Origin of the sequence: Streptococcus sp. HMSC078H03, assembly GCF_001808655.1 — a bacterium.
GTDB classification, from domain to species: Bacteria; Bacillota; Bacilli; order Lactobacillales; family Streptococcaceae; genus Streptococcus; species Streptococcus salivarius_G.
This window is the reverse complement of the sequence record NZ_KV794072.1, coordinates 39923-60026: the sequence shown is the minus strand read 5'-3', so window position 1 is coordinate 60026 and position 20104 is coordinate 39923. Positions and strand designations below refer to the sequence as shown.

Annotated in this window: 22 protein-coding genes; 20 read left to right on the top strand and 2 right to left on the bottom strand. The window is 41.3% G+C overall.

All coding sequences use genetic code 11. The features are described from left to right. The first annotated feature begins 101 nt into the window (after nt 1-101). The 16 genes from rpoB (at nt 102) to HMPREF2607_RS00320 (ending at nt 16309) form a co-directional block, all read left to right on the top strand. Nucleotides 102-3683 (top strand): DNA-directed RNA polymerase subunit beta, encoded by a 3582-nt coding sequence (rpoB, locus tag HMPREF2607_RS00395; protein ID WP_070475330.1) that lies wholly within the window; start codon nt 102-104, stop codon nt 3681-3683. A 100-nt stretch (nt 3684-3783) separates the two neighbouring features. Then, nucleotides 3784-7422 (top strand): DNA-directed RNA polymerase subunit beta', encoded by a 3639-nt coding sequence (rpoC, locus tag HMPREF2607_RS00390; RefSeq protein ID WP_002887020.1) that lies wholly within the window; start codon nt 3784-3786, stop codon nt 7420-7422. Nucleotides 7423-7584: 162 nt separating this feature from the next. Then, nucleotides 7585-7947, top strand: coding sequence for a DUF1033 family protein (locus HMPREF2607_RS00385; RefSeq protein ID WP_070475328.1), 363 nt, complete (start codon nt 7585-7587; stop codon nt 7945-7947). Nucleotides 7948-8026: 79 nt separating this feature from the next. After that, a complete protein-coding gene (gene comGA, locus HMPREF2607_RS00380; protein ID WP_002887018.1) occupies nt 8027-8968 on the top strand; it encodes a competence type IV pilus ATPase ComGA in 942 nt (313 codons plus the stop codon). Beyond that, nucleotides 8850-9950: a competence type IV pilus assembly protein ComGB gene (comGB, locus tag HMPREF2607_RS00375; protein WP_142246479.1), complete on the top strand. Its 1101-nt coding sequence runs from the start codon at nt 8850-8852 to the stop codon at nt 9948-9950. Before comGA ends, comGB begins: the two co-directional genes overlap by 119 nt. 8 nt (nt 9951-9958) lie before the next feature. Further along, nucleotides 9959-10273, top strand: coding sequence for a competence type IV pilus major pilin ComGC (gene comGC, locus HMPREF2607_RS00370; RefSeq protein ID WP_037611125.1), 315 nt, complete (start codon nt 9959-9961; stop codon nt 10271-10273). Beyond that, on the top strand, nt 10233-10661 hold the full coding sequence (gene comGD / locus HMPREF2607_RS00365) for a competence type IV pilus minor pilin ComGD (protein ID WP_253183813.1): 429 nt from the start codon (nt 10233-10235) through the stop codon (nt 10659-10661). The genes comGC and comGD overlap by 41 nt, the downstream gene beginning before the upstream one ends. A 31-nt stretch (nt 10662-10692) precedes the next feature. Then, nucleotides 10693-10923 carry a competence type IV pilus minor pilin ComGE gene (gene comGE / locus HMPREF2607_RS00360; RefSeq protein ID WP_021144685.1) on the top strand — a complete coding sequence of 77 codons (231 nt, stop codon included), beginning with the start codon at nt 10693-10695 and terminating at the stop codon, nt 10921-10923. Beyond that, complete coding sequence (gene comGF, locus HMPREF2607_RS00355; protein ID WP_021144684.1) at nt 10910-11347, top strand: competence type IV pilus minor pilin ComGF; 438 nt, start codon at nt 10910-10912, stop codon at nt 11345-11347. The genes comGE and comGF overlap by 14 nt, the downstream gene beginning before the upstream one ends. Further along, nucleotides 11325-11642, top strand: a complete 318-nt coding sequence (comGG, locus tag HMPREF2607_RS00350) for a competence type IV pilus minor pilin ComGG (protein WP_021144683.1) — start codon at nt 11325-11327, stop codon at nt 11640-11642. Before comGF ends, comGG begins: the two co-directional genes overlap by 23 nt. 44 nt (nt 11643-11686) lie before the next feature. Then, a complete protein-coding gene (locus tag HMPREF2607_RS00345) occupies nt 11687-12643 on the top strand; it encodes a class I SAM-dependent methyltransferase (protein ID WP_002885753.1) in 957 nt (318 codons plus the stop codon). 56 nt (nt 12644-12699) lie between these two features. Beyond that, entirely contained in the window at nt 12700-13893 is a 1194-nt protein-coding gene (locus tag HMPREF2607_RS00340; RefSeq protein WP_014635115.1) for an acetate kinase, read from the top strand. Nucleotides 13894-14143: 250 nt separating this feature from the next. Further along, complete coding sequence (locus HMPREF2607_RS00335) at nt 14144-14341, top strand: helix-turn-helix transcriptional regulator (RefSeq protein WP_014635114.1); 198 nt, start codon at nt 14144-14146, stop codon at nt 14339-14341. Nucleotides 14342-14352: 11 nt separating this feature from the next. After that, nucleotides 14353-15009, top strand: a complete 657-nt coding sequence (locus HMPREF2607_RS00330; protein WP_014635113.1) for a CPBP family intramembrane glutamic endopeptidase — start codon at nt 14353-14355, stop codon at nt 15007-15009. Between the two features lie 77 nt (nt 15010-15086). Next, nucleotides 15087-15533 (top strand): hypothetical protein, encoded by a 447-nt coding sequence (locus tag HMPREF2607_RS00325; RefSeq protein WP_014635112.1) that lies wholly within the window; start codon nt 15087-15089, stop codon nt 15531-15533. Between the two features lie 113 nt (nt 15534-15646). Next, a complete protein-coding gene (locus HMPREF2607_RS00320) occupies nt 15647-16309 on the top strand; it encodes a CPBP family intramembrane glutamic endopeptidase (protein WP_002885821.1) in 663 nt (220 codons plus the stop codon). Nucleotides 16310-16335: 26 nt separating this feature from the next. Here HMPREF2607_RS00320 and proC read toward each other — a convergent pair whose 3' ends face one another. Beyond that, nucleotides 16336-17106 (bottom strand): pyrroline-5-carboxylate reductase, encoded by a 771-nt coding sequence (proC, locus tag HMPREF2607_RS00315; RefSeq protein WP_013991257.1) that lies wholly within the window; start codon nt 17104-17106, stop codon nt 16336-16338. Between the two features lie 15 nt (nt 17107-17121). Then, nucleotides 17122-18189, bottom strand: coding sequence for a glutamyl aminopeptidase (gene pepA, locus HMPREF2607_RS00310; protein ID WP_021152626.1), 1068 nt, complete (start codon nt 18187-18189; stop codon nt 17122-17124). Nucleotides 18190-18288: 99 nt separating this feature from the next. Here pepA and HMPREF2607_RS00305 point away from each other — a divergent pair, with 99 nt between their 5' ends. Genes HMPREF2607_RS00305 through ytpR form a run of 4 tightly spaced genes read left to right on the top strand, consistent with a single transcriptional unit; the run spans nt 18289 to nt 20067 of the window. Then, nucleotides 18289-18573: a DUF4651 domain-containing protein gene (locus HMPREF2607_RS00305; protein WP_021152625.1), complete on the top strand. Its 285-nt coding sequence runs from the start codon at nt 18289-18291 to the stop codon at nt 18571-18573. Continuing rightward, a complete protein-coding gene (locus tag HMPREF2607_RS00300) occupies nt 18570-18884 on the top strand; it encodes a thioredoxin family protein (protein WP_070475326.1) in 315 nt (104 codons plus the stop codon). The genes HMPREF2607_RS00305 and HMPREF2607_RS00300 overlap by 4 nt, the downstream gene beginning before the upstream one ends. 3 nt (nt 18885-18887) lie before the next feature. Beyond that, complete coding sequence (locus tag HMPREF2607_RS00295; RefSeq protein ID WP_022496105.1) at nt 18888-19412, top strand: hypothetical protein; 525 nt, start codon at nt 18888-18890, stop codon at nt 19410-19412. A 31-nt stretch (nt 19413-19443) separates the two neighbouring features. Continuing rightward, nucleotides 19444-20067, top strand: coding sequence for a YtpR family tRNA-binding protein (gene ytpR, locus HMPREF2607_RS00290; RefSeq protein ID WP_002885779.1), 624 nt, complete (start codon nt 19444-19446; stop codon nt 20065-20067). Nucleotides 20068-20104: the final 37 nt, after the last annotated feature.

Genomic DNA, 20104 nt, shown 5'->3' with positions numbered 1-20104 from the left:
TCACTTGTCAATGGGACAAGCAACTGAAAAAGGCAGAAGACAAATATTTAAAGTGCACGACTTGCAAAGCAGGTCTCGAATGTAGAAAAGGAGTAGAAGACTTGGCAGGACATGACGTTCAATACGGGAAACATCGTACCCGTCGTAGTTTTTCAAGAATCAAAGAAGTTCTTGATTTACCAAACTTGATTGAAATCCAAACGGATTCATTCAAAGAATTCTTGGATACTGGTCTTAAAGAGGTTTTTGAGGATGTACTTCCTATCTCAAACTTCACAGACACTATGGAATTGGAATTCGTTGGTTACGAATTGAAAGAGCCTAAGTATACACTTGAAGAAGCTCGTATCCACGATGCATCATACTCAGCACCTATCTTTGTGACTTTCCGTCTTATTAACAAAGAAACTGGTGAAATCAAAACTCAGGAAGTCTTCTTCGGAGATTTCCCTATTATGACTGAGATGGGTACTTTCATCATCAATGGTGGTGAACGTATTATCGTTTCTCAGTTGGTGCGCTCACCTGGTGTTTACTTTAACGATAAGGTTGATAAAAACGGTAAAGTGGGTTATGGATCAACAGTTATCCCTAACCGTGGGGCATGGCTTGAGCTTGAAACAGATTCAAAAGACATCGCCTACACTCGTATCGACCGTACACGTAAGATTCCATTCACAACGCTTGTGCGTGCGCTTGGATTCTCAGGTGATGACGAAATTGTTGATATCTTTGGTGATAGCGAGTTGGTTCGTAACACCATTGAAAAAGATATCCACAAAAACCCAGCAGATTCACGTACTGATGAAGCGCTTAAAGAAATTTATGAACGTCTTCGTCCAGGTGAACCAAAAACTGCCGACAGCTCACGTAGCTTGCTTGTAGCTCGTTTCTTTGATCCACGTCGTTATGACTTGGCTGCTGTTGGTCGTTACAAAGTCAACAAAAAACTTAACATCGAGACACGTCTTTTGGGACAAACAATTGCTGAAAACTTGGTAGATCCTGAAACAGGTGAAATCCTTGTTGAAGCTGGTACTGAAATGACACGTGATGTGATTGATTCAATCGCAGAATACTTGGATGGTGATTTGAACAAATTTGTATACACACCAAACGATTATGCGGTGGTTACAGAACCTGTTGTTCTTCAAAAATTCAAGGTTGTTGCACCAAATGATCCAGATCGTGTAGTTACAATTGTTGGTAATGCCAACCCAGATGATAAAGTTCGTGCTTTGACAACAGCGGATATCTTAGCTGAAATGAGCTACTTCCTCAACCTTGCTGAAGGTATCGGTAAAGTAGACGATATCGACCACCTTGGTAACCGTCGTATCCGTGCCGTTGGTGAATTGCTTGCCAACCAATTCCGTATTGGTTTGGCTCGTATGGAACGTAACGTACGTGAGCGTATGTCAGTTCAAGATAACGAAGTCTTGACACCACAACAAATCATCAATATTCGCCCTGTAACCGCAGCTGTTAAAGAATTCTTCGGTTCTTCACAGTTGTCACAGTTCATGGACCAACACAACCCATTGTCAGAGTTGTCACACAAACGTCGTTTGTCAGCCTTGGGACCTGGTGGTTTGACACGTGACCGTGCCGGATATGAAGTTCGTGACGTGCACTACACGCACTACGGTCGTATGTGTCCAATTGAAACACCTGAAGGACCTAACATCGGTTTGATCAATAACTTGTCTTCATACGGACACCTTAACAAGTATGGTTTCATTCAAACACCATATCGTAAGGTTGACCGTGCAACTGGTAAAGTAACCAACGAAGTAGTTTGGTTGACTGCCGACGAAGAAGATGAGTACACAGTTGCTCAGGCTAACTCTAAATTGAACGAAGATGGAACATTTGCAGAAGAAATCGTCATGGGTCGTCACCAAGGTAATAACCAAGAGTACCCATCACACCTTGTAGATTTCGTGGATGTTTCTCCTAAACAGGTAGTTGCAGTTGCGACAGCATGTATTCCTTTCTTGGAAAACGATGACTCTAACCGTGCCCTCATGGGTGCCAACATGCAACGTCAGGCTGTGCCTTTGATTGATCCTAAAGCACCTTATGTTGGTACTGGTATGGAATATCAAGCTGCCCACGATTCAGGAGCTGCAGTTATCGCTCAACACGATGGTAAAGTTGTCTACTCTGATGCTGATAAAGTTGAAGTTCGTCGTGAAGATGGTTCTCTTGATGTTTATACTATTCAAAAATTCCGTCGTTCAAACTCAGGTACTGCCTATAACCAACGTACTTTGGTTAAGGTTGGCGATATTGTTGAAAAAGGTGACTTTATCGCTGACGGTCCATCTATGGAAGGTGGAGAAATGGCCCTCGGTCAAAACCCTATCGTCGCTTACATGACATGGGAAGGTTACAACTTCGAGGATGCCGTTATCATGAGTGAGCGTCTTGTGAAAGATGACGTGTATACCTCTGTTCACTTGGAAGAATTCGAATCAGAAACACGTGATACAAAGCTTGGGCCTGAAGAAATTACACGTGAATTGCCAAACGTTGGTGAAGAAGCCCTCAAAGATCTTGACGAAATGGGTATTATCCGTATCGGTGCTGAGGTTAAAGAAGGTGACATTCTTGTTGGTAAGGTAACACCTAAGGGTGAAAAAGACCTTTCTGCTGAAGAACGTCTTCTCCACGCTATCTTTGGTGATAAATCTCGTGAAGTACGTGATACATCACTCCGTGTACCTCACGGTGGTGATGGTGTCGTTCGTGATGTTAAAATCTTCACACGTGCAAACGGTGATGAATTGCAATCAGGTGTTAACATGCTTGTTCGTGTTTACATCGCTCAAAAACGTAAGATTAAGGTCGGAGATAAGATGGCCGGTCGTCACGGTAACAAAGGGGTTGTTTCTCGTATTGTTCCTGTTGAAGACATGCCTTACCTTCCAGACGGTACACCAGTTGATATCATGTTGAACCCTCTTGGGGTGCCATCACGTATGAACATCGGTCAGGTTATGGAACTTCACCTTGGTATGGCTGCTCGTAACTTGGGTATCCACATCGCAACACCAGTCTTTGATGGGGCAAGCTCAGAAGACCTTTGGGATACTGTTCGTGAAGCAGGTATGGATAGTGATGCTAAGACAATCCTTTACGATGGACGTACAGGTGAACCATTTGATAACCGTGTGTCAGTTGGTGTCATGTACATGATCAAACTTCACCACATGGTTGATGATAAACTTCACGCTCGTTCAGTAGGTCCTTACTCACTTGTTACCCAACAACCTCTTGGTGGTAAAGCACAATTTGGTGGACAACGTTTCGGTGAGATGGAGGTTTGGGCCCTTGAAGCTTATGGTGCGTCAAATATCCTTCAAGAAATCTTGACTTACAAGTCAGATGACGTTAACGGACGTTTGAAAGCCTATGAAGCTATCACTAAAGGTAAACCAATTCCAAAACCAGGTGTACCAGAATCATTCCGAGTACTTGTTAAAGAATTGCAATCACTTGGTCTTGATATGCGTGTCCTTGATGAGGATGATTATGAAGTTGAATTGCGTGATCTTGATGAAGGTGAAGACGACGATGTCATGCACGTTGATGATCTTGAAAAAGCACGTGTGCAACAAGCCAAAGAAGCTGCTGAATTAGAAAAAGCTAAAGAAGAAGCTTCAGATAAAACAGAATAAAATAAGCTTTAGAGAGGGAGTTCACTCTCTCTGCTAAGGTAGCTGATAAAGGTGAGAATAGCGCTGCTATTGTCAATAGAACAAAAGAAAGGTAATACTAGTGGTTGACGTAAATCGATTTAAAAGTATGCAAATCACACTAGCTTCACCAACTAAGGTCCGTTCATGGTCTTATGGTGAAGTTAAGAAACCTGAAACAATCAACTACCGTACGCTCAAACCAGAACGTGAAGGTCTCTTCGACGAAGTGATCTTTGGTCCAACTAAGGACTGGGAATGTGCGTGTGGAAAATACAAACGTATCCGTTATAAAGGTATCGTTTGTGACCGCTGTGGTGTTGAAGTAACACGTGCTAAGGTTCGTCGTGAACGTATGGGTCACATCGAGTTGAAAGCACCAGTATCACACATCTGGTACTTCAAGGGAATCCCTTCTCGTATGGGATTGACTTTGGACATGAGTCCTCGTGCGCTTGAAGAAGTTATTTACTTCGCAGCCTACGTGGTTATCGATCCAAAGGAAACACCACTTGAACCAAAATCTCTCTTGACAGAACGTGAATATCGTGAAAAATTGCAAGAGTATGGACATGGTTCATTTGTCGCTAAAATGGGTGCAGAAGCTATCCAAGACCTCTTGAAACAAGTGGATTTAGAAGCTGAAATTGCTGAACTCAAAGAAGAGTTGAAGACAGCAACTGGTCAAAAACGTGTTAAAGCAGTTCGTCGTTTGGACGTTCTTGATGCCTTCTACAAGTCTGGTAACAAACCAGAATGGATGGTTCTTAACATCTTGCCAGTATTGCCACCAGACCTTCGTCCAATGGTTCAATTGGATGGTGGACGTTTTGCGGCATCAGACTTGAACGATCTTTATCGTCGTGTTATTAACCGTAACAACCGTTTGGCTCGTTTGCTTGAATTGAATGCTCCAGGTATCATCGTGCAAAACGAAAAACGTATGTTGCAAGAAGCGGTAGATGCCCTTATCGATAATGGACGTCGTGGTCGTCCAATCACTGGACCAGGTAGTCGTCCACTTAAATCTTTGAGCCACATGCTTAAAGGTAAACAAGGTCGTTTCCGTCAAAACTTGCTTGGTAAACGTGTTGACTTCTCTGGACGTTCCGTTATCGCCGTTGGTCCAACACTTAAAATGTACCAATGTGGTGTGCCACGTTTGATGGCCATCGAACTTTTCAAACCATTTGTGATGCGTGAAATCGTTGCGCGTGAATACGCAGGTAACGTGAAAGCCGCTAAACGTATGGTTGAACGTGGTGATGAACGTATTTGGGATATTCTTGAAGATGTTATCAAGGAACACCCAGTACTTCTTAACCGCGCACCTACCCTCCACCGTTTGGGTATCCAGGCCTTTGAACCTGTCTTGATTGATGGTAAGGCCCTTCGTCTTCACCCATTGGTATGTGAGGCCTACAATGCCGACTTTGACGGTGACCAAATGGCCATCCACGTTCCATTGTCTGAAGAAGCTCAAGCTGAAGCACGTTTGCTCCTTCTTGCGGCTGAACATATCCTTAACCCTAAAGACGGTAAACCGGTCGTAACGCCATCTCAGGATATGGTTCTTGGTAACTACTACTTGACTATGGAAGAAGAAGGCCGTGAGGGTGAAGGTATGGTCTTCAAGGATATTGATGAGGCAGTTATGGCTTATCGTAATGGTTATGTTCACTTGCATAGCCGTGTAGGTATTGCAGTAGACAGCATGCCTGATAAACCTTGGAAAGAAAACCAACTTCACAAGATTTTGGTTACAACTGTTGGTAAGATTCTCTTTAACTCAATCATCCCAGCAGAAATTCCATATCTTCAAGAAACAACAAATGAGAACTTGACAGATAGTACACCAGATAAGTACTTCCTTGAACCAGGTCAAGATATCCAAACAGTAATTGATAGTTTGGAAATTAATGCACCGTTCAAGAAGAAAAATCTTGGTAACATCATCGCTGAAACCTTCAAACGTCTTCGTACGACTGAAACATCAGCCTTCCTTGACCGTTTGAAAGACCTTGGTTACTACCACTCAACACTTGCTGGTTTGACAGTTGGTATCGCCGATATCCCAGTTATCGATAATAAACAAGAAATTATCGATGCTGCTCACCACCGTGTTGAAGAAATTAACAAGGCCTTCCGTCGTGGTTTGATGACAGATGATGACCGTTATGTTGCTGTTACAACAACATGGCGTGAAGCGAAAGAAGCCCTTGAAAAACGTCTGATTGAAACACAAGATCCTAAGAACCCAATCGTTATGATGATGGACTCAGGAGCTCGTGGTAACATCTCTAACTTCTCTCAACTTGCCGGTATGCGTGGTTTGATGGCCGCTCCTAACGGACGTATCATGGAATTGCCTATCCTTTCAAACTTCCGTGAAGGTTTGAGCGTTTTGGAAATGTTCTTCTCTACTCACGGTGCGCGTAAAGGTATGACCGATACGGCCCTTAAGACAGCCGATTCAGGTTACCTTACTCGTCGTTTGGTTGACGTTGCCCAAGATGTTATCATCCGTGAAGACGACTGTGGAACAGACCGAGGTCTTCTTATCCGTGCGATTACTGATGGTAAAGAAGTTACGGAAACACTTGAAGAACGTCTTCAAGGTCGTTACACTAAGAAATCAGTTAAGAATCCTACAACAGGTGAAGTAATCGTAGGTCCAGATACTTTGATTACTGAAGACATGGCTGCTGCTATTGTCAATGCTGGTGTTGAAGAAGTAACTATCCGTTCAGTCTTTACATGTAACACACGTCACGGTGTCTGCCGTCACTGTTACGGTATCAACTTGGCAACAGGTGATGCGGTTGAAGTTGGTGAAGCAGTTGGTACTATCGCCGCTCAATCTATCGGGGAACCTGGTACACAGCTTACTATGCGTACCTTCCACACCGGTGGGGTAGCCTCAAATACCGATATCACACAGGGTCTTCCACGTATCCAGGAAATCTTTGAAGCACGTAATCCTAAAGGGGAAGCGGTTATCACTGAAGTTAAGGGTACTGTTATTGAAATCGAAGAAGATGCTGCAACACGTACTAAGAAAGTCTTCGTTCAAGGTAAGACTGGAATGGGTGAATACGTTGTTCCATTTACAGCTCGTATGAAAGTTGAAGTGGGTGACGAAGTACACCGTGGTGCGGCCTTGACAGAAGGTTCAATCCAACCTAAACGTCTCCTTGAAGTACGTGATACCTTGTCAGTTGAAACTTATCTTCTTGCAGAAGTACAAAAAGTTTACCGTAGCCAAGGGGTAGAAATCGGTGACAAACACGTCGAAGTAATGGTTCGTCAAATGCTTCGTAAAGTACGTGTTATGGATCCAGGTGATACAGATCTCCTTCCAGGTACACTTATGGACATTTCTGACTTCACAGATGCTAACAAAGATATTGTTATCTCTGGTGGTGTTCCTGCAACATCTCGTCCAGTCCTTCTTGGTATTACGAAAGCCTCACTTGAAACAAATTCATTCTTGTCAGCGGCTTCCTTCCAAGAAACAACACGTGTCCTTACAGATGCAGCTATCCGTGGTAAGAAAGACCATCTCCTTGGTCTTAAAGAAAATGTTATCATTGGTAAGACTATCCCTGCTGGTACAGGTATGGCTCGTTACCGTAACATTGAACCACTTTCAGTTAACGAAGTTGAAGTTATTGAAAACATTGCTGTTGATGAAGCAATTGTGGAATCATCTGAAGACTAAAACGAAAGCAAAAGAACTCACAATGAATTGTGGGTTCTTTTCGTATTTATATGACTAGAATCTCTTCTATTTTTGATAAATATAAAATATAAGACCATTTTTTTTATCTTTTCCAGAAAATTTTGTATAATAAGAACACCAAAGATGAAGTGAGAAAGAAAAATGTACCAAGTAGTTGAAATGAAAGGGGATTTGGAACCGTGGTGGTTCCTAGAAGGCTGGCAAGAGGATATCATCAGTACTAAGGAATTTGAAGATTTTTACGATGCCCTCAAGTACTATAAAAAACTTTGGTTTGCGATGGAGGAAACCTTTCCAAGTTATATCAGCCGTAGTAGTGTCATGACTGCTTTTTGGAATCAAGAGGATAAGCACTGGTGTGAGGAGTGTGACGAATACCTGCAGGTCTATCAATCGATTGCTCTTTTGGATGATTGGCAGGAAATTCCTGAGGAAAAATACCGTCCGGGATATGAAAAGCGAAATGACCTTCCAAATCATGCCCACTGTAAAATTAAACGTTAAATAATGCAGAAGCTCGAAATTTTCGAGCTTTTTTTCATTTTCTTAAACTTTTTACGAATAGGTCTATGAGGAGGTCCTTATGGTAACAGAATTTGCTAAGGAAATGATCAAAAATGCTGATAGTTGTGGGGCTCAAGACATCTACGTCATTCCACGTCAGGATAATTACGAGCTCTATATGCGAGTTGGCCAGGAGAGGAGATTAATTGATGTATATCGGCCTGATTTCATGGCTAGTCTTATTGGTCACTTTAAATTTGTGGCGGGAATGATGGTGGGTGAGAAGCGTAGGAGTCAACTAGGTTCCTGTGACTATGATTGTGGTGATGGTCAAAGGGTTTCTCTGCGTTTGTCTACCGTTGGGGATTATCGTGGCTTAGAAAGTTTAGTTATTCGTGTTCTACATTCCGAACGTCGAGAATTAGTGTACTGGAATCAAGGAATCCAGCCTATTATGGATGCTTTGGATTATCGTGGATTATATCTCTTTGCAGGTCCCGTTGGTTCTGGAAAGACTACGCTTATGCATGAGTTGGTTCAGGAGCGTTTTAAGGGACAGCAGGTGATTTCGATTGAGGACCCTGTGGAAATCAAACAGGATAATGTTTTGCAACTCCAGGTAAATCAAGCAATTGACATGACCTATGATAATTTGATTAAGCTATCATTACGTCACCGCCCGGATGTTTTGATTATTGGAGAGATTCGAGATAAGGAGACTGCTCGAGCGGTTATTAGAGCTAGTCTGACGGGAGTGACTGTTCTTTCAACTATTCACGCAAAGAGTGTGGCAGGTGTTTATGAGCGTCTTCTGGACCTTGGTGTAGATAAATCTGAGTTGGATAATGCCCTTCAAGGGATTGCCTACATGCGTCTGATTAAGGGAGGAGGTGTGATTGATTTTGCCAGTGAAAATTTCCAAAGCCATTCGTCAACCAGCTGGAACCAGCAGTTGGAAGGCTTGGTTAAACAAGGATATCTCACTGAAGGGGATATCCAAGGGGAAAAAATTAAAGATTAATCAGCAACTTAAGGTTATCCAGCTTTTTAAACAACTTTTAAAGGCAGGATTTACCTTGACTGAAATCGTAGACTTTTTGGAGCGAAGTCACTTGTTGAAAGAATCGTCATTGTCTCTTATGAAAGCGAGTTTAATGCGAGGCGACAGGTTGGACCAGATGTTTGCGTCAGTGGGCTTTTCGGACAATATTGTTACTCAGATTGCCCTTGCTGATAAGCACGGTAACCTTCTAGGGAGTTTAACCAAGATTGAAACCTATATGCTTCGTATGACCAAGGTTCGTAAGAAACTCATGGAGGTAGCGACCTACCCTATTCTACTTCTGGGTTTCCTGATTCTGATTATGTTGGGGCTCAAAAATTATCTTTTACCTCAATTGTTAGAGGGGGATGGTAAGGAGAATTGGGCTGTACAGTTGGTTCAGATTTTTCCCCAGCTCTTTTTTGTGACTTTGTGCGGACTGCTTGTATTAAGCTTAATTCTCTATCTATGGGTGAAACGCCAGCCAGCCCTTGTCTTTTATCGACGAATGGCAAAAATCCCTTTTATAGGCCAAACTGTCAGGCTATATACGACCGCCTATTATGCTAGAGAATGGGGAAATCTCTTAGGGCAAGGTATTGACTTGCTAGACTTGGTTGCTCTAATGAAAGAGCAAAAGTCCAAGCTCTTTCGTGAGCTGGGGACTGATTTAGAAGAAGCCTTGATGCTAGGACAGAGTTTTCCTGACCGTATTGCTAGTCACCCTTTCTTCACTAAGGAACTATCCTTAATTATTGCTTATGGAGAGGCTAATGCTAGGTTGGGCTATGAGTTAGAAGTCTATGCTGAAGAGGTTTGGCAGGCTTTCTTTAACCGTCTTAATAAGGCAACAACCTTTGTGCAACCCCTCATTTTTGTTATTGTTGCTGTCGTGATTGTAATGATCTATGCAGCTATGCTATTACCAATGTATCAAAATATGGAAGGAATGATGTCATGAAAATGATGTTGAAAAAATTGAATGCCGTTAAATTACGTGCTTTTACGCTGATTGAAATGCTGGTCGTGCTTCTCATTATCAGTATTCTCCTTTTGCTCTTTGTACCTAACTTGAGCAAGCAGAAGGATTCTGTTAAAGAGACTGGAAATGCGGCTGTGGTCAAGGTCGTGGATTCTCAAGCAGAACTTTATGAAATGAAGAATAACAAGACAGCTAGCTTAGCCGCTCTTGTTTCAGAAGGTCAAATCACGCAAAAACAGGCAGATTCATACAATGATTACTATGCGAAACATGGTGGCGAAAGCCGCTCAGTGGCCAATTAGAGCCTTTACCTTGTTGGAGAGTCTGGTGACTTTAGCAGTGGTTGCCTTTCTCACTCTGAGTTTATCAGGCTCAGTCACAGGTATTTTTCAGCAGGTTGAGACTAATCTTTTTTATCTGCGCTTTGAGTACCTATACCGAGATAGTCAGCGCTTGGCAGCGGCGGAAGGGTCCAATGTTGAATTGCAGTTGGCCAAGGATAAAATCAGTAACGGAAAATCAAGTCTGGTGATTCCTAAAAATATACATCTGGATAAGGGGCAGACGCTAGTGTTTGATGCCAAAGGAGGCAACTCTAGCCTCACAAAGATTCGTTTTTCAAGTGATAAGGAGGTGGTGACCTATCAGCTTAATATGGGCAGCGGTAAATATAAAAAGACGGTCTCTTAGAGGCTATATTCTTATCGAAAGCCTGGTAGCAATGGCTGTTTTAGTACTTGTCAGTGGTCTTATTTTGGAACAAATCAATACCAATCGTAGGCTAATGGCTAGGAATCTCCACCAACAGGAGGTCTTGAGTGTGGCAACCATGGCAGTTCAGACCAAACAGGATCAGTTGACCTTAAATGGCATCACAGTGACAGTTAAACGTAGCAAGCAAGGTATCGCGGTTTATGAATCAGGAAAGGAGATTATTCATGTCTCTCAATAGCAAGGTTCGTGCTTTTACCCTCTTGGAATGTCTAGTAGCTCTATTGGTGATTGCTGGTTCAATTCAAGTTTATCAAGGTCTGACCACAGTATTGGTGAGCAATGTTAAGCAGGTCAAGCAACAAGAAAACCAAGACTGGCTCCTATTTGTTCAACAAATGGAGGCAGAATTAGAAGGTTGTCAGTTGGTAAAGGTAGAGGGGAACAAACTCTATGTCAAGCAGGATAATCAAGACTTAGCTTTTGGACTATCAAGTGCTACTGATTTTCGAAAAACAAATGCTGATGGTCGAGGTTACCAACCTATGCTTTTTAATGTAAAATCTAGTACGATAAGCCAAAAGAGCCAGATAGTCACCATCCAAGTGACTCTTAAAAATGGGCTACAAAGGAGTTTTGTTTATGCTTTTGAAAAAACAAGTTAGGGGAGGTGTTCTCCTATATGCTCTGTTTATGGCTGGCATTTTCACACTCCTTCTTCATGTTTATCTGGAGCGGGTGGTTGCTAGCTCTAGACAGAACCAAGCGCAAATGATCTCCAGTCAGAGTCGTCTCATGGCAGAGATGACCATGGACTTGGCGGACAAGGAAGCAGGTGCTTTTAGTTTCTCTCAGGGAACTACGACTTATGAGGTTAAGGACAAACAAGTGATTGTTAGAGTTGCCAGTAAAGGTCAAATCAAGACCTATCGTTATGTGAAGAAGCAGGAGCAGAAATAGAAATTCTCTTTCCTTTTTGATATGATAGAAGGACGGAGGAAATCATGAATTTTGAAGCAATTGAGACAGCCTTTGAGCTGTTGTTAGAAAATGTCCAAACCATTGAAAATGATCTTGGAACCCATGCTTACGATGCGCTTATTGAGCAAAATTCCTATTATTTGGGGGCTGAGGTAGCTAATGAAGTCATCATCAAAAACAACGAGAAATTACGTGCCCTTGATCTAAGTAAAGAGGAGTGGCGTCGTGCTTTTCAGTTCTTGTTTATTAAACTAGGGCAATTGGAAGCCTTACAAGCCAATCACCAATTTACACCGGATGCTATTGGATTTATCATTCTTTACCTACTTGAAGGTTTGACCAAGGACGACCAATTAGATATTTTGGAGATTGGTTCGGGGACAGGAAACTTGGCTGAAACTCTTCTAAATAATAGTCAGAAAACCCTTAATTATATGGGAATGGAAGTTGACGATCTCCTTATCGATTTGTCAGCTAGCATTGCTGATGTGGTGAATTCAAGTGCAGTTTACATCCAAGAAGATGCTGTTCGACCACACATTCTCAAAGAGAGTGATGTTATTATCAGTGATCTACCTGTTGGTTATTACCCAAATGATGAGATTGCGAGTCGTTTCAAGGTTGCAGCAACCGGTGAACACACCTATGCCCATCACCTTCTCATGGAGCAATCACTCAAGTACCTGAAGAAAGATGGTATTGCTATTCTTTTGGCACCAACTAATCTTTTGACAAGCCCACAAAGTGATTTGCTTAAGAAATGGCTATCAGGATATGCTGATATTATTGCCGTTATCACTCTTCCAGAAGCAGCTTTTGGCAATAAACATAACATGAAGTCTATCTTTGTGCTTAAAAAACAAACTGAAAATGCTCCTGAGACCTTTGTTTATCCACTTAGTGATTTGCAAAACCCAGAGGTCCTCAAAGATTTTACAGAGAATTTCCAAAAATGGAAATCAGATAATTCCATTTTCTAGCAAAACATGTTAGAATAGGACTATATTATTGAAAGCGTTTTACAAAGAGGTGGCTTATGACAAAAACAATAGCAATTAATGCAGGAAGCTCAAGCTTGAAATGGCAACTATATGAGATGCCAGATGAAGTTGTTCTTGCTAAGGGTTTGATTGAACGTATCGGCTTGAAAGATTCTGTTTCAACAGTAAAATTTGATGACCGTTCAGAATCGCAAACCCTAGATATTGCTGACCATGTTCAGGCAGTAAAAATCTTGCTTGATGATTTGATTCGTTTTGATATTATCAAGAGTTATGATGAAATTACAGGTGTTGGTCACCGTGTGGTTGCTGGTGGAGAATATTTCAAAGAATCAAGCTTGGTGGATGAAGATGCCTTGGCTAAGATTGAAGAATTGTCAGCCTTAGCACCTTTGCACAATCCAGGTGCAGCTTCAGGGATTCGGGCCTTTAAGGAGCTCCTCCCAGATATTACGAGTGTTGCTGTTTTTGATACAGCCTTCCATACGTCTATGCCGGAAGTAGCCTACCGTTATCCAGTGCCTAATCGTTACTATACAGACTACCAAGTCCGTAAGTATGGAGCACACGGAACTAGCCACCAATATGTTTCTCAAGAAGCAGCTAAGTTGTTAGGTAAGCCAATTGAAGAAACTAAGATTATCACAGCCCATGTGGGAAATGGTGTTTCAATTACTGCCGTTGATGGTGGTAAATCAGTAGACACGTCAATGGGGTTGACACCACTTGGTGGCGTTATGATGGGAACACGTACTGGGGATCTTGACCCTGCGATTATTCCATTTGTTATCGACCGTGAGCCTGAAATGGCAGATGCAGAGTGTATCCGTCACGTCTTTAATAAGGAATCAGGTCTCCTTGGTATTTCTGAAAAATCAAGTGATATGCGTGATATCATTGCTGGTAAGAATGCTGGCGATGAAAAATGTGTGTTAGCCTATAATCTTTATGTGGATCGTTTGCGTAAATACATTGCTCAATACTTCGGTGTGTTGAACGGAGCGGATGCTATCGTCTTTACAGCAGGTATTGGTGAAAACTCTGCAGAAGTTCGTGCTTCAGTCTTGGATGGTCTCACTTGGTTTGGTATTGAAGTGGATCCTGAAAAGAATGTCTTTGGACATGTAGGCGACATTACAACAGCAGAGTCAGCTGTTAAAGTATTTGTTATCCCAACAGATGAAGAGTTGGTGATTGCACGTGATGTTGAGCGCCTTAAAACTAAATAAGTTATCAAAAATTTGATAAGACCAGAAAAGTTGGCTGAGTGATTGGCCAGCTTTTTTGAATGCTCTGACAGAATCATTCGACTATTTCTATTTATGTGTAATTCAATAAGTAAAGAAAACTTTACAAAAAATGTAAAAAAGACTTTACAAAATATGTAAAGTAAACTATACTATAAATGTAAAGTAAACTTAACGAAGAAAAGTAAGGAGTTTAACTATTTGAGAATAAACGATAAAGTTGAGGTACCACATGGAAACAAAAATTCAGGAACTTCGCAAGGCTAATAAGATTAGTCAGGCAGAGTTAGCAGATGAGATGGGAGTCACGAGGCAGACCATCATTTCACTCGAAAAAGGTCGCTATAATGCGTCGTTGGAACTAGCTTTTAAAATTGCTAGGTATTTTAGAAAGACTATTGAAGAAGTCTTTATTTTTGAGGAAGATTAAGGAGAAAAGATATGTTTAAACAAGTAATGAAGAAAATTGGTGTTATTTTTTTAGCGCTCACTCTACTAATCTTAGATTTAACACTATTAGGTGCTTTCCCACTACTTACTCAGGATGGTAAGTTTTCACTTGTGGAGCAAATAGGTTACGGTGTTTGGGCATTAGGGAGTTTGGCTATTTTTATCGTGATTGCTTATAGATTTAAACTCTTATCGCTTAAAGAGATTAATTGGAGACGCCTCGTTGCGATTGCTTCTCTTAATCTCGTCATCTTTTTCCTAGGTGATTTTCTAGGGTATTTTGTTGGTCAGTTAACACACAATGCGACTATGGAAAATCAAGATGCTTTAAATAAGATATTTATTCACGTACCAACCTATCTTAAGTTTGCAGTAGTAGGTTTTATCGTTCCTATTATGGAAGAAATCATTTTTAGGGGACTCTTAGCCAAGGTGCTCTTTGGAAAATACTTTAAGACGGGTCTTGTTATTTCCAGTCTTCTCTTTATGGCTGGTCACTCAGCATTTACGCTTCAGACAATTGTCATCTATGGTATTATGTCAGCTGGTCTTGCGATAACATATTATAAGACTAAGCGTATCGAGTACAGTATGGGTGTTCATATCTTAAACAATAGCATAAGTGTACTACTCAGTCTTTTCGTTTAAGGTGAATAAGTGTTTAAAGTTATCAGTGAAAAAAGTTATATTGCTCTTATAAAGGATAATAAAGGGAGTGTTAAGATATGTTAATAAAAATGTTATTAGGAAAGAGAAAAACAGAGGTCGAGTTTAAGAAATACATTACACGAGTAGCATGTTCTCTTTTTTTCTTGGGTGTTTTGGGTTTGTTTGTTATTCGCTCTAACAGTCTTAGTGATTATGCTCTAGGCTTAGTTTTAGGACTTACCATTGGGGTTTATGTTTTGTCAATCTATTATTTTGCGACGCTTACTCATCCTAAACGTCTTCACCAGATGTATATTGCTGCCTATGATGAGCGAAATAAACAGATTTTAATGGCGACAGCAGTTGCAACTCTGATTTTAGAGTTTTTGCTTATCTTTGCTTTGATTGCCCTATATGCCTTTGTCAATATTCAGTTGCCATATGTTACAGTCCTATCAGTCTTGCTCTATGGCTTAGTATTGGGATTTGCTCTTATTCGTCTCATCCTATCTAAAATAGGATAAGAGCCTATATTATCTTGAAAAATTCACCTCTCGTTCTCTTTTTTGTCTTGTCAAATAAGTTTTATTGTATTATAATAAAGATACAAATAAATGATGAAAAGAGGTAGATTCTCATGAACAAAGGGTCAATTCTCAAACGCTTTCTTTATTTTTTACTAGCTTTCCTAATACTAATTATTGATCAAGTTCCAACCATCTATTTAGGTGTCAAAGATATAAGGCTGGTCTGTCTCTTAATTTTTGTCTTGCTTCTTATGAGCGCAGGAGCTCTTTTCTTAGGAAAACGTCTTGGGCTTTTCGAAGGCTTTAAGGCCCTTTCTTCCCTGAAGGCCTGGGGTATGATTGGCTTGACCTACCTAGGTATTTATATCGTTACTAGGATTGGTTCTATAGTCATGATGATGGAAGGTGTTAGTAATAGCACCAATCAGGCAGCCATAGAAAATGCCCATATGAATCCCTTCCTTCTCATAACGTTTACAGTAATTATGGCACCGATTGTGGAAGAGCTGGTTTTTCGAGGGCTCCTCATGGGACGCGTCTTTAATCCAGATTCTATTGTTGGCTTGATTGTTAGTAGTTTACTTTTTGGCCTTGTTCATATGCCGAATAGTATCGGTGTTTGGATTGTATATGCAGGTATGGGGCTTGCCCTTGGGATAGCATATCGTAAGTTTCAAAAGTTAGAGTACTGTATCATGGCCCATATCATTAACAATAGTATTGCGGTTTCAATGTTGTTACTCTTACAATTTTTAGCGCCATATATCAAATAAAGCTCGGAATCTTCCGAGCTTTTTTCTTATAGTTTTTTGGCTTTAGCAATGGTTGTATCAATACTTGAAACCACACTATGGGTGAGGCCTGTACGCTCAAGGTCCATGAGACCGGCGATAGTAGTCCCACCAGGGCTACATACCTTGTCAATAAGATCATGTGGACTGTCGCTACCAAGACTGAGATTTTCAGCGGTAGCTAGAACAGTCTGTGTGGCAATGGTCAGAGCGACCTGCTTACTTAGGCCGTTTTTGACACCAGCCTTGGCTAGAGCCTCGATAAAGAGGGCGATGTAGGCAGGGCTAGAACCTGCTAAGGCAGTAAAGGTATCAAAATCCTTCTCAGCCAATTCAACAGTGGTTCCAAAACTGTCTGTGATTTCCTTGGCAACTGCTAAAAGGTCCTCGGATACCTTATCATTAGTGCAAAGACCAGTAGTGCTTTTGAGAATTTGAGCATTAAGGTTCGGCATGATACGAATAAGAGGAAGGTCTGGACTGGTGAGGGAAGCGAGGCGTTCTAAGGTCACTCCAGCAGCCATACTTATGATAGGTTGATGGAAATTGAGATCGGCTAGTACCTTATCAAACATTTGAGGTTTGATACCAAGGATGACCAGGTCAGCATTATCCAACAATTCCTGATGGGAAGCAGCCGCTTCAACCTCTAGTTCCTCTGCAATCTGGCGTGAACGAGCCAAGGAAGACCCTGAAATAATGATACGATGTGAGCTTGTATTTAGGCCGTTGATAATGGCTGTTGCCATTTTTCCGACACCGATAAAACCTATAATCATGGGTTACTCCTTGTCTTAGTAGTTTTTAATTAAATCTACTGTCGAGCGATCCAACTTCTTAACAATAGCTTGTAAGAAGGCCTGTGCTTCTAGGAAGTCATCCATCGCATAAAGGGTTTGGTGTGAGTGAATGTAGCGGGCACAAACACCGATAGTTGTTGATGGAACACCAGCATTCTGCAAGTGAGCGGCACCAGCATCTGTTCCGCCCGCAGCACAGTAGTATTGGTATTTGATACCAGCTTCTTCAGCAGTAGTTAAAAGGAAATCTTTCATATTGGGCAACATGATGTGACCTGGATCGAAGAAACGAATAAGTGTACCATCACCTACCTTACCTTGATTACCATAGATATCACCTGCAGGAGAACAGTCCACTGCAAAGAAAACTTCAGGATCAAATTTAGTGGTAGAGACATGGGCACCACGTAAACCAACTTCTTCTTGAACATTGGCCCCAGCGATTAGAGTATTGTTGAGTTCTTGATCCTTAACGTTTTCCAAGAGTTCACGAATCATGAGAACACCATAACGGTTATCCCAAGCTTTAGAAATGACATTCTTTTGATTGGCTGTGAGAATCGTTTCTGATTCAGGAATGATGACATCACCTGGGAAAACGCCGTAGGCATTTGCTTCTTCTTGGTTGGCAAAACCAGCATCAAAGACGATATCAGAAACACTGGGAAGACTTGAAGCTCCACCGCTAGCACGTAAGAAATGAGGTGGCACTGAACCTGAGATGACAGGATAGGTACGGCCGTCACGAGTGTGTAGAGTGAAGCGTTGTGAGCTGACAACAAGTGGGTTCCAACCACCAAGTTCAACGACACGGAAAGTTCCGTCTGCTTTGATTTCCTTAATCATAAACCCAACTTCATCCATGTGGGCAGCCACAAGCACCTTAGGGGCATTTTCTGCTTGGCTATGCTTGATACCGAAAATACCACCGAGACCATCTGTTTGGACCTCGTCTACAAGTGGAGTGATGTTGTTGCGAAGGTAGTCGCGTACAGGAGCTTCAAAGCCTGAAGTAGCACTGAGCTCGGTTACTTCTTTAATTTTGTCAAATAGGGTAGTCATAAAATCCTCCTTGAGTAGTACTTGCTACTATTTTAGCACGATTCTCAAGAGATAGGTAGCCTCTCCCCATTCGTCTAAAATTATGGTAAAATGTTTCTTATGAAACGTAAAACATTGGCCTTGTTTGCTGGAGGCGTAGGAGCTTTAGGTCTCTTGGCAATGGCAGAGAAGTATAGACAGTCACGTACAGAAATGAAGAAGGCTGCATTAATCCAAGATATTAGACAAGAATTATCTCACTTGGGGACTATCGCAGTCCTTTATACAAATCCCACTGATAAGGAAAATCCAGGACTTACAGGAGGTATCGTCTTAGAGGATGGACGTTCCTATAGCTTTGTTTATGCAGAGGATATCTTGACCTATGAGGAGGAGCAGGCATGATTATTCCTAAGAATCTTGAAGAATTGGCAAGCTATGTTGAAAGTGATCAAAAGGTGGTTTTCTTTTTCACTGCCGATTGGTGTCCAGACTGCCAGTTTATCTATCCCGTTATGCCTGAAATTGAAGCCCTCCATCCAGATATGACCTTTGTGCGTGTTAACCGTGATGATTATATGGCTTTGGCGCAAACTTGGAATATTTTTGGTATCCCAAGTTTTGTCGTGACTCAGAAAGGTCAGGAATTGGGACGCTTGGTCAATAAAGCTCGTAAAACCAAAGAAGAAGTCAATGCCTTTTTGTCGGAGATTTAAAAGATGAAAATCAATCACTTTCCTAATATCTCTCTTGATATTTCAGAAACTAAAGAAAAGTATCTGACAGAAAAAAATGAGGAGATCATCGAAGAATTATGCCAAATTTTAGTAGAGCATTCCAAAATTGAAAGTGATATCTTCCTAAAACACCAAGAAATAAACACCTACAAAAAGGAAAATAATCTGCCTACACATCAAACTATTCCTGGGGAAATGGAGTTATTTGATGAATTTAAAGAGAAGTTGACTCCTTTAGCTCAAAAATACTTGACTGATAACTGTTATAAAAGAGGTTTTTCAGCTTCTTTTGGTTCTCCAGGCACCTATGATTTTGTGTTAGAGCCCTGTCGAGTTAAGTTTATTATGAAGAGTAAGGCTAAGATGTTTCTCGAATTTTCTTATGGGAATGACTTTTGGTACCATAAACAATTTATCGTAAAATTAACAGAGAGTGACTGGAAAATTGACAAGATTAGTTATCGCTATGGTAGTAATGACGATTCTTGGCATGTCAGTCGATTTTAAAATCTATAAAAGAACTATTGAAGGAGAACCCATGATTTTTGCATACAATAAGGAACAAGTTGGTGACGTTTTGTTGGTTATCTTGGAAGATACTAAGGACATCAAACGTAGCGTAGAACGTAAAGGTAAAGTGGCGCGTGTCACAGCTGATGAAACAGGCAAGACTCTTGCTTGGAATATTTTTGAAGCGTCAAGCCTCATTGATATTGAAGGTAACGGTCAAGTTTTCTTGTCAGACCAAGATGTAGCTGTTTTGAACGAGGAATTGGCTAAAGAGGGCTTTGAAGAGCGTTTGGAAAACACACAAGGTCCAGTCTTTGTGGTTGGACAAATTGATGAAATGGTTGCACATCCAGACAGTGACCACCTTAACATCTGCCAAGTGAACATCGGTGATAAGAAGGTCCAAATCGTTGCAGGAGCACCAAACGCAGCGCTTGGGCTTAAAACTATCGTAGCCCTTCCTGGTGCTATGATGCCTAGTGGTGCCCTTATCTTCCCAGGAAAACTTCGTGGTGAAGATAGTTATGGTATGATGTGTGCCCCACGTGAGTTGGCACTTCCAAATGCCCCACAAAAACGTGGTATTATTGAGCTTGATGATTCAGCAGTAGTCGGTGAGGCTTTTGATCCAGCTAAACACTGGAAAGGGTAAATAAGACAAGAAGCGGTAAGTAAGCCGCTTTTTTGTT

Excerpts from the sequence above, each read along its gene's own strand:
- HMPREF2607_RS00385 (WP_070475328.1), top strand. The coding sequence starts at position 7,585 with ATGTACCAAGTAGTTGAAATGAAAGGGGATTTGGAACCGTGGTGGTTC.
- comGA (WP_002887018.1), top strand. The coding sequence starts at position 8,027 with ATGGTAACAGAATTTGCTAAGGAAATGATCAAAAATGCTGATAGTTGT.
- comGD (WP_253183813.1), top strand. The coding sequence starts at position 10,233 with ATGCGAAACATGGTGGCGAAAGCCGCTCAGTGGCCAATTAGAGCCTTT.
- comGE (WP_021144685.1), top strand. The coding sequence starts at position 10,693 with ATGGCTGTTTTAGTACTTGTCAGTGGTCTTATTTTGGAACAAATCAAT.
- comGF (WP_021144684.1), top strand. The coding sequence starts at position 10,910 with ATGTCTCTCAATAGCAAGGTTCGTGCTTTTACCCTCTTGGAATGTCTA.
- comGG (WP_021144683.1), top strand. The coding sequence starts at position 11,325 with ATGCTTTTGAAAAAACAAGTTAGGGGAGGTGTTCTCCTATATGCTCTG.
- HMPREF2607_RS00345 (WP_002885753.1), top strand. The coding sequence starts at position 11,687 with ATGAATTTTGAAGCAATTGAGACAGCCTTTGAGCTGTTGTTAGAAAAT.
- HMPREF2607_RS00340 (WP_014635115.1), top strand. The coding sequence starts at position 12,700 with ATGACAAAAACAATAGCAATTAATGCAGGAAGCTCAAGCTTGAAATGG.
- HMPREF2607_RS00335 (WP_014635114.1), top strand. The coding sequence starts at position 14,144 with ATGGAAACAAAAATTCAGGAACTTCGCAAGGCTAATAAGATTAGTCAG.
- HMPREF2607_RS00330 (WP_014635113.1), top strand. The coding sequence starts at position 14,353 with ATGTTTAAACAAGTAATGAAGAAAATTGGTGTTATTTTTTTAGCGCTC.
- HMPREF2607_RS00325 (WP_014635112.1), top strand. The coding sequence starts at position 15,087 with ATGTTAATAAAAATGTTATTAGGAAAGAGAAAAACAGAGGTCGAGTTT.
- HMPREF2607_RS00320 (WP_002885821.1), top strand. The coding sequence starts at position 15,647 with ATGAACAAAGGGTCAATTCTCAAACGCTTTCTTTATTTTTTACTAGCT.
- proC (WP_013991257.1), bottom strand. The coding sequence starts at position 17,106 with ATGATTATAGGTTTTATCGGTGTCGGAAAAATGGCAACAGCCATTATC.
- pepA (WP_021152626.1), bottom strand. The coding sequence starts at position 18,189 with ATGACTACCCTATTTGACAAAATTAAAGAAGTAACCGAGCTCAGTGCT.
- HMPREF2607_RS00305 (WP_021152625.1), top strand. The coding sequence starts at position 18,289 with ATGAAACGTAAAACATTGGCCTTGTTTGCTGGAGGCGTAGGAGCTTTA.
- HMPREF2607_RS00300 (WP_070475326.1), top strand. The coding sequence starts at position 18,570 with ATGATTATTCCTAAGAATCTTGAAGAATTGGCAAGCTATGTTGAAAGT.
- HMPREF2607_RS00295 (WP_022496105.1), top strand. The coding sequence starts at position 18,888 with ATGAAAATCAATCACTTTCCTAATATCTCTCTTGATATTTCAGAAACT.
- ytpR (WP_002885779.1), top strand. The coding sequence starts at position 19,444 with ATGATTTTTGCATACAATAAGGAACAAGTTGGTGACGTTTTGTTGGTT.